The 12,583-nt window shown below is 63.2% G+C and carries 12 protein-coding genes; 4 read left to right on the top strand and 8 right to left on the bottom strand.

The genetic code is table 11. The annotated features are described in order from the left end of the window. The first annotated feature begins 107 nt into the window (after positions 1 to 107). Both phbB and AC16XC_RS06735 read left to right on the top strand, forming a co-directional pair. On the top strand, positions 108 to 830 hold the full coding sequence (gene phbB, locus AC16XC_RS06740) for an acetoacetyl-CoA reductase (protein ID WP_484033883.1): 723 nt from the start codon (positions 108 to 110) through the stop codon (positions 828 to 830). 10 nt (positions 831 to 840) lie between these two features. Continuing rightward, the gene (locus tag AC16XC_RS06735) at positions 841 to 1,101 is read left to right on the top strand and encodes a ribbon-helix-helix domain-containing protein (protein ID WP_484033882.1); all 261 of its coding nucleotides are present in this window, start codon (positions 841 to 843) and stop codon (positions 1,099 to 1,101) included. Here AC16XC_RS06735 and AC16XC_RS06730 read toward each other — a convergent pair. After that, the gene (locus AC16XC_RS06730) at positions 1,095 to 1,337 is read right to left on the bottom strand and encodes a hypothetical protein (RefSeq protein WP_484033881.1); all 243 of its coding nucleotides are present in this window, start codon (positions 1,335 to 1,337) and stop codon (positions 1,095 to 1,097) included. The two genes, AC16XC_RS06735 and AC16XC_RS06730, sit on opposite strands and share 7 nt — an antisense overlap. Positions 1,338 to 1,339: 2 nt before the next feature. Beyond that, a complete protein-coding gene (gene murA, locus AC16XC_RS06725; protein WP_484033880.1) occupies positions 1,340 to 2,623 on the bottom strand; it encodes a UDP-N-acetylglucosamine 1-carboxyvinyltransferase in 1,284 nt (427 codons plus the stop codon). A gap of 115 nt (positions 2,624 to 2,738) precedes the next feature. On the opposite strand from murA, the gene galU reads away from it, so the two are divergent. Continuing rightward, a complete protein-coding gene (gene galU, locus AC16XC_RS06720) occupies positions 2,739 to 3,611 on the top strand; it encodes a UTP--glucose-1-phosphate uridylyltransferase GalU (protein ID WP_484033879.1) in 873 nt (290 codons plus the stop codon). Here the strand turns inward: galU and AC16XC_RS06715 are convergent, their stop codons facing one another. The 6 genes from AC16XC_RS06715 to AC16XC_RS06690 form a co-directional block, all read right to left on the bottom strand. Continuing rightward, entirely contained in the window at positions 3,612 to 4,274 is a 663-nt protein-coding gene (locus tag AC16XC_RS06715) for a DUF4259 domain-containing protein (RefSeq protein WP_484033878.1), read from the bottom strand. 66 nt (positions 4,275 to 4,340) lie between these two features. Next, positions 4,341 to 5,915: a tryptophan halogenase family protein gene (locus AC16XC_RS06710; RefSeq protein ID WP_484033877.1), complete on the bottom strand. Its 1,575-nt coding sequence runs from the start codon at positions 5,913 to 5,915 to the stop codon at positions 4,341 to 4,343. Positions 5,916 to 6,057: 142 nt separating this feature from the next. Further along, positions 6,058 to 6,768 carry a M23 family metallopeptidase gene (locus AC16XC_RS06705; protein ID WP_484033876.1) on the bottom strand — a complete coding sequence of 237 codons (711 nt, stop codon included), beginning with the start codon at positions 6,766 to 6,768 and terminating at the stop codon, positions 6,058 to 6,060. Positions 6,769 to 6,946: 178 nt separating this feature from the next. Beyond that, positions 6,947 to 7,729, bottom strand: coding sequence for a ferritin-like domain-containing protein (locus tag AC16XC_RS06700; RefSeq protein WP_484033875.1), 783 nt, complete (start codon positions 7,727 to 7,729; stop codon positions 6,947 to 6,949). Positions 7,730 to 7,734: 5 nt separating this feature from the next. Beyond that, a complete protein-coding gene (locus AC16XC_RS06695; RefSeq protein ID WP_484033874.1) occupies positions 7,735 to 8,208 on the bottom strand; it encodes a peroxiredoxin in 474 nt (157 codons plus the stop codon). After that, positions 8,208 to 10,910, bottom strand: a complete 2,703-nt coding sequence (locus AC16XC_RS06690; protein ID WP_484033873.1) for a bifunctional [glutamine synthetase] adenylyltransferase/[glutamine synthetase]-adenylyl-L-tyrosine phosphorylase — start codon at positions 10,908 to 10,910, stop codon at positions 8,208 to 8,210. Before AC16XC_RS06690 ends, AC16XC_RS06695 begins: the two co-directional genes overlap by 1 nt. Before the next feature lie 104 nt (positions 10,911 to 11,014). On the opposite strand from AC16XC_RS06690, the gene AC16XC_RS06685 reads away from it, so the two are divergent. Then, a partial coding sequence (locus AC16XC_RS06685) for a M28 family metallopeptidase (RefSeq protein WP_484033872.1) occupies positions 11,015 to 12,583 on the top strand: 1,569 nt, incomplete at its 3' end.

The raw sequence follows: 12,583 nt of genomic DNA, 5'->3' as shown, positions 1-12,583 counted from the left end.
TCTGGATGAATTCGTATGAGCAAACCCCGCTGCTGCGGGGTTTTTCATTTGCTTGACGCTACGTCATCGCTAGGTCTGCAAGGGCACACGGAAACGGAGAAATGGTCATGGCGCGCGTTGCAATTGTGACTGGCGGAACCCGCGGAATCGGTCGAGCGATTTGCGAAAAACTGCAAGCGGACGGCTTTACCGTCGTCGCCAATTATGCCGGCAATGATGCCGCCGCACACCAGTTGAAGGCTGACAAGGGAATCGCCAGCTACAAATGGGACGTTGGCGACCATGACGCCGTGCTGGCAGGTTGTACCAAGGTGGCCGAGGAAGTCGGGCCGATCGATGTTGTAGTCAACAACGCCGGGATTACCCGCGATGCCGTGCTCCACAAGATGAGCTACGAAGACTGGGACGAAGTAATGCGCGTCAATCTGGGCGGCTGCTTCAACATGGCCAAGGCGTGCTTTCCGGGCATGCGCGAACGCGGCTGGGGCCGGATCGTCAACATCGGTTCGATCAACGGGCAGGCGGGGCAATATGGCCAGGTCAATTATGCCGCGGCCAAGAGCGGCATCCATGGCTTCACCAAGGCGCTGGCGCAAGAAGGCGCACGTTTCGGCGTAACGGTCAATGCCATTGCCCCCGGCTACATCGATACGGACATGGTCGCGGCGGTGCCTGAGCCGGTGCTCGAAAAGATCGTGGCCCGCATCCCGGTCGGCCGGCTGGGCCATGCCGAGGAGATCGCGCGCGGCGTGGCCTTTCTCACCAGCGAAGACGGCGGTTTTATCACCGGGTCGACCATGTCGATCAACGGCGGACAGCATATGTATTGAGGGCAGGCCGGTGGAGGTTCCCTACCATCCGCCGGTCAAGCGCTCGGTCGAGATCGCCGGGCACAAGACCTCGATCAGCCTCGAGCCGCTGTTCTGGGACATGCTGCGGGAAGCGGCTGTGCGCGAGAGCGTGCCGCTGAACGCGCTGGTGGCCCGGATCGATGCGGAGCGGATATCGGTGAATAATCCGCCGGGCCTGGCCGGCGCGATCCGCATCTGGCTGGTGACAAAACGCGATGAGCTCCTGAAAGACGGGATCGGCGATCAATAGTTTCCCGGCGGATCGCTCGCGGGGAAACTCTGATCGCTGTCCTCGTCGACTTCGGTCCATGGCCGCACCGGCCTATCGCGCATCGCGTGGGGGCCAGCGTCGCGAATCTGCATGAAATTGCCTTCCGCGCCCTGTCCGTCGGCAAAGGCTGCGTTGCTTCGCTGCTTGCTCCGTGAGAGAAGCCTCCACGCGGCGATCCCGATCGAGGCCAGGGCGGCAAGGCGGAGCAGCCGCATCGCTAACCCTCGCCCACTCGCTCGACATTCGCGCCGAGCAGTGCGAGCTTCTCTTCGAGCCGCTCATAGCCCCGGTCGAGATGGTAAAGCCGGTGGACCTGGGTCTCGCCTTCTGCAGCGAGCCCCGCGATCACCAGGCTCATCGAAGCCCTGAGATCGGTCGCCATGACTTCCGCCCCGGTCATTCGCTTTACCCCATGGACAATTGCGGTCCGGCCAGACGTCTCGATATGCGCGCCCATGCGGTTGAGTTCGGGGACATGCATGTAGTGATTCTCGAAGATCGTCTCGGTCAGCACGCTGGTGCCTTCCGCCCGGCACAGCAAGGCCATGAGCTGCGCCTGCATGTCGGTTGCGAATCCGGGATAGGGCGCGGTCGAGAGGGTCAATGGCCGCAAGGCGCCGTTTGCGGCCACCTGCAGTCCCCCCTTGACCTGTTCGACATGGACGCCGGCATTCTGCAGCGCTGCGACCGTGGCTTCCATTTCCTCGAATTTGGCTCCCCGGAGGATGACTTCGCCACCGGTGATCGCCGCGGCGCAGGCATAGGACCCTGCCTCGATCCGGTCGGCCATCACCTTGTAGGTCGCGCCATGCAGGCGCGATACTCCGTGAACGACGAGGTCGGAGCTGCCGATCCCCTCGATCTCGGCACCCATGCCGACCAGCAGGTTGCACAGGTCCACGATTTCCGGTTCGCGCGCCGCGTTGCGAAACGTGGTTCTCCCCTTTGCCAGTACTGCTGCCATCAGCGCATTTTCGGTCGCGCCGACCGAGACCACGGGAAAACTGAAACTCCCTCCGGGAAGTCCGCCATCGGGCGCGATCGCCCTAACATAGCCCGAGGCCAGTTCGATCCTGGCGCCCATGGCCTCGAGCGCCTTCAAGTGCAGGTCGATCGGCCGATTGCCGATCGCGCAGCCGCCCGGAAGCGACACGGTCGCCTCACCGGCGCGGGCCAGCATCGGACCCAGCACGAGGATCGAAGCGCGCATCTTGCGGACGAGGTCGTAGGGAGCCACACTCGAGGTCAGCCTCGTCGCTTCGAGCGACATCACCCGTCCGAAATCCTCGGGCCTGCTGCCCTGGATCACGGTAGTGACCCCGAACTGGTTCATCAAATGCTGAAAACTGTCGATGTCGGCCAATCGCGGCAGGTTGCGCAGGGTAAGCGGTTCTTCGGTCAGCAGGGCGCAGGGAATCAGGGTCAGCGCCGCGTTCTTGGCTCCCGAAACGGGGATCGTGCCGGAAAGGCGCTTGCCGCCTTCAATGATGATCTTGTCCATCCTTGCCGTTTAGCCGCATTGCTGCGCGGAGCAAGGCGGAGACGGCCGATCTCTCCGCAGCTTGATGATCGGACAAGGTTGACGCTGCGCGCGGCCGCCCCATAAGGCTCACGCGATGAGCAGCCGCAAACCGATCAAGAAGGCCGTCTTCCCGGTCGCCGGGCTGGGCACCCGTTTCCTTCCGGCAACCAAGGCGATCCCCAAGGAGATGTTGCCGATCATCGACCGGCCGCTGATACAGTATGCGGTGGACGAAGCGCGCGAGGCCGGGATCGAGCAGATGATCTTCGTCACCGGACGCGGCAAGACGGCGATCGTCGAACATTTCGACATTGCCTTCGAACTCGAATCGACCATGGGAGAACGGGGGAAGAGCCTGGCGATCCTCGAGCCGACCCGGGCCACGCCGGGCGACATCATCACCGTACGGCAGCAGGTCCCGATGGGCCTCGGCCACGCGATCTGGTGTGCGCGGGCGATCGTGGGCGACGATCCGTTTGCGATTCTCCTGCCCGACGAGCTTATGATCGGCGAGCCGGGCTGCATGAAGCAGATGGTCGATGCCTACGCGGAAGTCGGCGGCAACCTCATCAGCGTGCTCGAAGTCCCGCGCAGCGAAGTCTCGTCCTATGGCGTTATCGACCCGGGCGAGGAGCGCGGCGCGTTGACCGAGGTCAAGGGTCTCATCGAAAAGCCGCCGGTCGAGGCTGCGCCATCCAACAAGATCATTTCGGGGCGCTATATCCTCCAGCCCGAGGTCATGCGCACGCTGGAAAGCCAGGAAAAGGGTGCCGGCGGGGAGATCCAGCTGACCGATGCGATGGCCAGGATGATCGGGACCCAGCCCTTTCATGCCGTAACCTTCGCCGGACGGCGCTTCGACTGCGGCAGCAAGACCGGCTATGTCGAAGCGACTCTGGCCCTCGCGCTCGAGCGCGAGGATATGGGCGAGGAAGTTCGCGCGATCGCCAAGCGCCTGCTGGGCTGATCAATCCAGGCTTGGCTTTTCCTGCAGGATTCGTTCGACATCGGCGGCGAGGTCGCCTTCGTCGAACACCCAGTGCTGGACCATGTGCTTGGGGTGCAGCGCTGCATTGAGGCATTTCAGATGCGCCCATTTGCCCAGTCTCATCGAAGAGACCTCGTTCGATTCGACCGTAATGTCGAACATCGAAAACTCCTCCTCGCCCATCGGCTGGTCGCAGAAGGCGCAAGGCGAGGGGTTGAAGAAGGGCTGCTTCTTCCGCTTCCTGAGCTTCGTGCCGGCGGCGGGACGATTGAGCCGCTGCATCAGATCGGTGATCGCGCGGTTCCAGTCGGCCGGGTCATCCTCGGCCCACAGCTCCGCCAGTTCGCTGCGGGATATTACTGCCGAGAGGTGATCGCGCGCGTGATGGAAAAGCGACTTGCCCGGTGCCTTCAGATCGGCGAGCTTGTTTACGAGATTGTCGGGTAGGTCCTCTGCCGGGTGGCCGCGCAATGCGGCGATGCACTCGGCCGCCGCGACGATGCGGCAGGCTTCATCGGCGTCGATCGGCTGTTCGGGAGTCTCGATCGAGAATGCACTTGCGATGTCCTCGAGCGACACCAGTCCGTCGGCGAAGTCCATCGCCGTATCGTTTTCGAATGCGCCGGGCCCCCAGGTTCCCATGGCCAACCTCCGTCGTCGAGCGAACTCGAATTGCAGCAATCCATGAAGAATTCGCGAAGCCGGGCCTCAGGCCGTCGCTTCCGGAACCCGCATGGCATGATGCCGTGCGATGTATTCGGCATGGTCGGGTTGCGATTTCGCCAATCCATCAAGTTCGCTGGCCAATTCGCGCATCCGCTCGACGAGATAGTCCGGATCGGCCCGGTCGGCGAGTGCATGGACTCGCTTGGGAAAAAGCCGCTGGCCGATCAGGACCGCACTCCAGCTGCCGAGCTGGAACAGATGACCTCCGTCGACGTCGAGCAGGCCGTGCTCGCGCCAGGTCTCGAGCGTCGCCTTGAGACTGTCGGGAATCTCCATGGTGCGGGTGTAGTTCCAGAATTCGGAATCGTCGCGTTCGGTCACCTTGTAGTGGGCGATCACGAAATCGCGCACGCGCTCCCATTCGGTCCTGGTCCTGGCGTTGAAGATGTCGCGCAAGTCCGGGTCCATCCGCCGCGACGGGAACAACTCGACGAGCCGCTCCAGCGCAGCCTGGACCAGGTGGATGCTGGTTGATTCGAGCGGCTCGAGAAAGCCGGCCGAAAGGCCGATGGCAACGACGTTGCCGACCCAGGCGCGCTGCCTGCGGCCGGTCTCGAATTTCAGCACTCGCGGATCCGCCAATGGCCTGGCGTCGATGGTCCGGAGCAGCCGCTGCTCGGCCTCGCTCTCGCTCGAGAAGCTGCTCGAATAGACATGGCCGTTCCCGGTCCGGTGCTGCAGCGGAATGCGCCACTGCCAGCCGACCGAGTGGGCAATCCCCTTCGTATACGGCGTAATCGGACCATGCCCGCGTTCGGTCGGAACGGCGATCGCCCGGTCGGCCGGCAGCCATTGGCTCCAGTCGTCGAACGGCTCGCCGAGTTCCGTCCCCAGCAGCAGGCTGCGAAAACCCGAGCAATCGATGAACAGATCGGCCTCGAGCTTGCGGCCATCTTCGAGCAGGACGGCGGCAACATGGCCGGTCTCGCTGTCCCGCTCGACCCCCGTGATCCTTCCTTCGACTCGCTTGGCCCCGCGCTGTTCGGCGATCTTGCGCAGATGCGCGGCGTAGTAATGGGCATCGAAATGATAGGCATAGGCGTGCCGGTTGAGCGGATGGCGCGCCTTCTGCCTGCCAGGTGGAACAAATGTGTCGGCCTTGGCCAGAGCGCGGGCGGGGAACAGGTCTTCATAGGCCGGGTAATCCGCGGCCCCGGCCAACCGTCCGGCAAGCCACCAATGATGGAGTTGGACGGCTTCATCCAGTTCCCGCCCGGTCCGGCCGAACTGATGGAGATAGCGGTCGCCGATCCTCCCCCAATTGTGGAATTCGATGCCGAGCTTGAACGTCCCGGCCGTCTCCCGGATGAAGGCATCCTCGTCGATCCGGATGAAATTGTTGAATTTCTTGATCGGCGGGATGGTGGCTTCGCCGACCCCGACAATCCCGATCGCATCGCTTTCGACCAGCGTCACCCTGCAATCGCGCGAGGTATAAGTTGCCAGCGTGGTCGCGGCCATCCAGCCCGAAGAGCCGCCGCCGACGACGAGCACCGAACGGACATGTTCGGCTTTGGGATCTTCGGGCACGCCTTCAGCTGGTGCGAATTGGGACATGCCGTCACCTTGGCCATTCGGCCCGATAAGACAAGGGGCAACGCAATGAAGCCGGATTGCCGAACCGACCCGGGCCAGGAATAGAAAAAGGCGGCCAGATTTTCCTTGCCGCCTTAAACCTTCGGATTATCGAAGCAGAAGCCTAGTCCTCACCGCCACCCATGACTTGCTGGTCGACGATCAGGGCAAGTTGCTCCGCCGATATTTCACCGGCCAGGTACGGCGATGGATCAACCGCTTCACCCGCAACCCGGACCTCGTAGTGGAGGTGCGGACCGGTCGAACGGCCGGTCGAACCGACATATCCGATCAGGTCGCCCTTCTGCACGCGATCGCCCGCCGCCACCGCATAGCCGGAAAGATGCGCGTAGCGGGTCTGGAGTTCGCCGCCATGCTCGATCTGGATGTAATTGCCATAGGTCCCGTACCAGTCCGCCCGGGCCACGATGCCATCAGCCGTGGCGTAGACGGGCGACCCGCTCGGAGCGGCCAGATCGACGCCCTTGTGGCTGCGGCGCTGGCGCAGAATCGGATGGTTCCGCATACCGTAAGAGCTGGTCAGGACCATCTGTGCGAGCGGCATCCGCGAGGGGACCGAGACCGGGTTCGCCGCAAAGGGAACAGCAATCCCGCTGCCATTGTCGAGCGAGCGCCAATTGGCAAAGAGCTGGCTGAATTCCTCGTCACCCTTGCCGAGTGGAGAATCTGCTCCATTGGAAATCCTGGTGACCTTGCCGCTGATCTGGGCCGACGTGGCTTCGGTCTGGGCCGAGGCAGGGCTTGCACCCATCAGCATGGCTGCAGCGAGCAGGCCGGCCGGGACAGACCACAGGGATTTTCTTCCAACGCGCATGCGGCCGATTTCCTGTCCTTTTTTAGAGACTTACGCCTCTCAAAGCCCCGCCAAAAAGCTGTCCGATGCCCAAGCTTTCTCCTTGTGGCAACGGCCGCCCTTCAAACTTCTTCGAGAATTGAATCCCCCTCAATCTCGTCACCCAGCTAGCTACAGGGGCAAAGTTTAATGAAGCAAGCTAAGTGTAAAATTCGCGCGATAGACCGGCAGCAAGACGCGCCGAGTCGTTGAACGGAGGCTTCAGCTGGCCGCGGAAATGCTTCTGCACCAGCATCTTCCAGTGAACTTCGGGAACCATTCCCTCCTTCTGGCATTGCGCGCGGAACCAGTGGGTCCCGATTCCTACGTGCCGGATCTCGTCGGCCAGGATTCGTTCCAGAATTTTCGCCCCGTTTTCATCGCCTTGTGCGCGAACCCGGGCAAGGGTTGCAGGCGTGACGTCAAGGCCGCGCGCCTCCAGCACCATCGGCACGATTGCGAGCCTTGCCGCCACGTTCCCGCTGGTTTCCTCGGCTGCTTCCCACAGCCCGCCATGGGCCGGGAGCTCTCCGTAAAAACTGCCCAGTTTCCGTAACTTGCGGGCAAGCAGGGAAAAATGCATCGCCTCGTCGGCGGCGACCGAGAGAAAATCCGAAACAAACCCCTTGCCCATTTGCGCGCCAAACCTGCCAGCCATGTCAAGCGCGAGATCGATGGCCACGAATTCGATATGGGCCAACGCATGCCAGAGCGCGATTCGGCCGCGTTCGGAACCGCCTTTGCCGCGCTTCGGCATGCGGTTGGCCGGGAGCAATTCGGGTCTTGGCGGCCTCGCCGGCCCTGCGGGCATAGCGAGATCGAACTCTGGCTCCAGCGCGCCCAGCCGCCAAGCGCGCGCGACCGCCCGCGCGGCCATCGCCTTTTCTCGCGGGTCGGCCGTGAGCAGGGCGTTGGCGATAGCAGAAGCGATCGACACCGGCATTTGGATCAGAGGGCCTTGGCGGCCGCCAGCACCTCCCCGGCGTGGCCCTTTACCTTCACCTTCCGCCAGACCCGCGCGATCCTGCCATCGGCTCCGACAAGATAAGTGGTGCGCTCCATGCCCATATAGGTGCGACCATACATGCTCTTTTCGACCCAGATACCCAGTGCGTCGGCCAGCCCGTTCTCGACCGGATCGGAGGCAAGCGGCACCGAAAGGCGGTGCTTCTCGATGAATCTGCGATGCTTTCCGGGCGGATCCTTGCTTACCCCGAGCAGGGCCACGCCCGCCTTGTCGAATTCCGGCTTGAGCCGCGTGAAGTCCTTGTTCTCGGTCGTGCAGCCAGGCGTATCGTCCTTGGGATAGAAGAACAGGACCAGCGGCCTGCCCGCGAAATCGGAAACCCGGATCGGCTTACCGTCCGGAGATTCGAGGGCAATGTCGGGAATCCTGTCTCCCACATCCGGGCGTTCGCTCATCATTCAATCTCCAATTCTTCGCCAAATGCCGCGCTCCAGGCGCGTGCTACCGCCTGCCTCGCTTCGGCCAATGATTGCAACAGTTGCTGGTAATCCTCAGCGAAACAGGCCCGCGCGAGGGCCTCCTGCGCCGGCCTTGAAGGCAAGGCGCAGTCCGGCGCGAGAAGGCGTGCCGAGACCAGCAGGCGCGCCATGAAGGCCAGTGCCTTCTCGATCACGGGATCGAGCAGGCCGGCAGCGCACAATTCCGAAACTGCTTCTGCAAGATCGGGATCGAACCCCACGCGATCGCGCAGCTGGAGATAATGGACCACGAATTCGAGATCGACCAATCCGCCCCGCAGCAGCTTGGCATCGAGTTCGCCCGATGGAGACTTGTGAGCCGCTATCTCCGAGCGCATCTTGAGAATGTCGTGCTTGAGCGCTTGTGGCTTGCGCTCGTCGCGGAGCACTTCGTCGACGATTCCCCGCAATCGCTCCCGCGCCGCCTCGGACCCGAACAAGGGGCGGGCGCGGCACAGGGCCATGTGCTCCCAGGTCCAGGCATCTTCATGCTGGTAGCGCGCAAAACTGTCGAAGCTGACTGCCAATGGCCCCTGATTGCCCTGGGGCCTCAACCTGGTGTCGACCTCGTAAAGCGGCCCTTCGGCAGTAGCGACGCTCAGCGCACCTGTTATTCGTTGCGCAAGCCGGTTGAAATAGGTTGAAGCCCCCAACGGCCGCCGTCCGTCGGACTCTCCTTCGAAACTCCCCGTGAACAGGTAGACGATGTCGAGGTCTGAGGCATGGGTCAGCGCCCCGCCACCCAAGCGCCCGAGCCCAAGGACGACCAGTTCGGAACCGGGGATTCGACCGTGAATCCTGGCAAATTCATCAATCGTAGCCGCGCTGCACACTTCAATCGCGGCCTCGGCAGTACGGCACAGCGCGGCCGAAATCCGGATCGGATCGTGCCGGCCTTCGATCAGCTGGACCCCGAGCTCGAAGCGCGTTTCTCCCACAACCCGGCGAACCCGGTCGAGCAGCGCCTCGTAATCGGCGTCGCTCCCTTCGGGAGCCATGGCGGCGACGAGATCCTCGACCGGGCCCGGCAGGTCGAACGCGCTCGCATCGATCAGCGAATCGAACAATTCCGCCCGGCGCCCCAACTCGTCCGCCAGCGGCGGCGCGAGCGAAAGAATCCTGACCAACTGGTCGAGCAGGCCGGGGCGAGCTTCGAGCAATCGAAATAGGTTAACTGCGCTTGGCAAATTCGCCAAAAGGGTTTCCCAACGATTGAATGCGCGGTCCGGGTCTGGTGCCCTCGACAGGGATTCAAGCAGTCCGGGCAGAATCGCCTCGAACGCATTGCGCGCCGCATCGCTGCGCAGGGATTTGATCGTCCCGTCGCTCCAGCCGCCAATCCGCTCCGCGAGCCGCGCAGCATCCCCGAACCCTAGGGCTTCCAGCCGAGCTGAAAGGTCGCCTGTCGCGGTCGAAGGCAGGGGATCGGCGGCATGGTCGTCACCGTCGAGCAAAGCATCATAACGACGCGCCACTTCCGCGGTGATCTCCTCCAGTCGTGCCTGCAATTGGCTGCCATCCTCCAGTCCATCGAGCCTTGCGACATTGTCCAGCGCTGCCGGATCCCGCGGCAGGCTGTGCGTCTGCCGGTCGTCCACCATCTGCAAACGGTGCTCGATGACCCGCAACCGGTCATAGCATTCGCCCAGGACTTCAGCGTCCCGGGCGGTGACAATTCCCGCATCGGCCAGCGCGTCGAGCGCCGCCCTTGTGCCGCGCACGCGCAGCGCCGGGATTCGCCCGCCATGGATCAGCTGGTGGGTCTGGGCGAAAAACTCGACTTCCCGGATCCCGCCTCGACCCTGCTTGACGTTGAATCCCGGCCCGGGCCGCTCGACCTTGCCGTGGTGCGAACGAATCCGGGCCGTGAGCCGCTTGATATCCTCGATCGCCCCGAAATCGAGGCTGCGGCGCCATATGAATGGCTTGATCGACGCGAGGAACCGCTCTCCTGCCGCAACATCGCCGGCGGCCGATCGCGCGCGGATGAAGGCGGCGCGCTCCCACGCCAGGGCCGACGATTCATAATGGGACAGCGCCGCGTCGAACGAAATCGCCAGGGGAGAGACTTCGGATGCGGGACGAAGCCGCAGGTCGACCCGAAACACATATCCGTCGCCGCTTACCGCACTCAAGCCGTCTACCAGGGCGCGGGCAACCCTCTGCGCGGCCTCACCCGGATCGTCGCGCTCGCGCCGGGGCAGCAGCGCAGGATCGTAAAGCAGGATCGGATCGATATCCGAACTGTAATTGAGTTCCTGAGCGCCGTGCTTCCCGAGTGCCAGTGCGGTGAAACCCGCGGATTGGGCGTCCGGCACGCGCTTACGGATCGCATCAGCGATCGCTGCATCGAGTGCGCGATCTGCCAGCGCGCTCAATTCGTCGAACACCAGCCTCAGCGAGAATACGCCCGCCAGGTCCCCGATCGCCAGCACCAGCGCCAGCGCGGTTCGCTCACGGCGCAGGGCAACGCCGATATCCGGTTCGGCATTGCCAAGCGCCTTCGCCCACCGCAGCGCTTCTTCGCCCTGTCCGGACGTCAGTATCTCGGCGAGTTCGGGGAAGCGGTCGAGCCCCAAGGCGAGAAATGGTGCATGCTTGCGCGCCCTTTCAATCGCCAATTTCCACGCATCCGCCATGTCTGTTCACTGCCCTGTACAGTCCCGATGGGCAAGCGCTGCGCTTGTCTCGCCAGTCGCGCTCTGCCATGGCCGCCGAAACTGATAACAAGTGAGACTTTCCCATGAAGCGGTTTTTCGCGGCCGGATTGGCGGCCATCCTCCTTTCGAACTGCGTGGCAGGCGACGATGCTGGATCATTGGCCGACCTCGATATCCCCGCGATCGAGCCGGGCGAAATCTCGGCCGACACCTTGCGCGACATGACCCGCGAACTTTCGCTGGATCGCTACGAAGGCCGCATGCCGGGAACCCCGGGGGAAGAACTTACGCTCGCCTATCTCGTCGAGAAGTTCGCGGCAGCGGGGCTCGAGCCGGGCAATAATGGCAGCTGGTTCCAGGATGTCCCGCTGGTCGAGATAACCGGCAAAAACTACGCTCCGCTATCGGTCACTGCCGACGGCGAGCGGACCGATTTCGGCTTCGGCAGGGAATGGGTCGGCGTGACCTATCGCGAGCAGGGCCATATCGACCTCGACGACAGCGAGCTTGTCTTCGTCGGCTACGGGATCAATGCGCCCGAAAGAGGCTGGAACGATTACGAAGGGATCGACATGGCGGGCAAGACCGCCGTGATCCTGGTCAACGATCCCGACTGGACCATTGAAGGGCTCGAAGGCACGTTCAACGGTCGGGCGATGACCTATTATGGCCGCTGGACCTACAAGTTCGAAGAGGCCGCTCGGCAGGGGGCCGCCGCCGCCCTGATCGTGCATGAGGAGGCGCCGGCATCCTATCCCTGGGGAGTTGTCGAGAACGGCTGGACCGGCCCCCAGGCCTATGCGGTGCGCAGCGATGGCGGGGCCGACCAGACTCTGATGAATGGCTGGGTGCAGAAGGATGTTGCCGAGCGCCTCCTTGAAATGGCCGGGCAAGACCTCGGCGAGTTGACACAAGCCGCCACCAGCCAGGGCTTCAGGCCGGTGCCGCTGGGGATCGGCGCCTCGACGAGTTTCGACAACGATATTCGCCGCTACGAATCGAAAAATGTCGTGGGATTGCTGCGCGGCTCCGAACGTCCCGACGAGTATGTAGTCCATTCGGCGCATTGGGATCATCTCGGCCGCTGCAATGCCACCCCGGAAGGCGATGACATCTGCAACGGCGCGATCGACAATGCCACCGGGACGGCCGCGCTGGTCGCGCTTGCCGAAGCCTACAACAAGTCCGGACCTCCGGCGCGCAGTCTCCTGTTCCTCGCGGTGACAGCAGAGGAACAAGGCCTGTTGGGCTCGGAATTTTTCGCCGCCAATCCGGTGGTACCGCTCGACCGGATCGTGGGCGGGCTCAACATGGATTCGCTGCATCCCAAATCGCCGACCAGGGATGTCGGCGTGGTCGGCGGAGGCAAGTCGCAGCTCGACGCCTTCCTCGAGGCAGCGCTTGCCTGGCAGGGGCGGACCCAGACCCCCGATTCCACGCCCGAGGCCGGCTATTACTATCGCTCCGACCATTTCAGCTTCGCCAAGCGCGGAGTGCCGATGCTGTATGTCGATCCGGGAGAGGATCTGAGCGAGGGGGGCAGGGAAGCCGGCAGGGCATGGGATGTCGACTATCGCGCCAATATCTACCATTCGCCGAATGACGAGTTCGATCCGGCGTGGGACTGGACCAATGTCGTCCAGGACGTCGAA

The sequence above is a fragment of the Candidatus Andeanibacterium sp. genome (assembly GCF_057143545.1).
The sequence above is the reverse complement of the archived record's forward strand: the minus strand, read 5'-3'. Positions and strand labels throughout refer to the sequence as shown.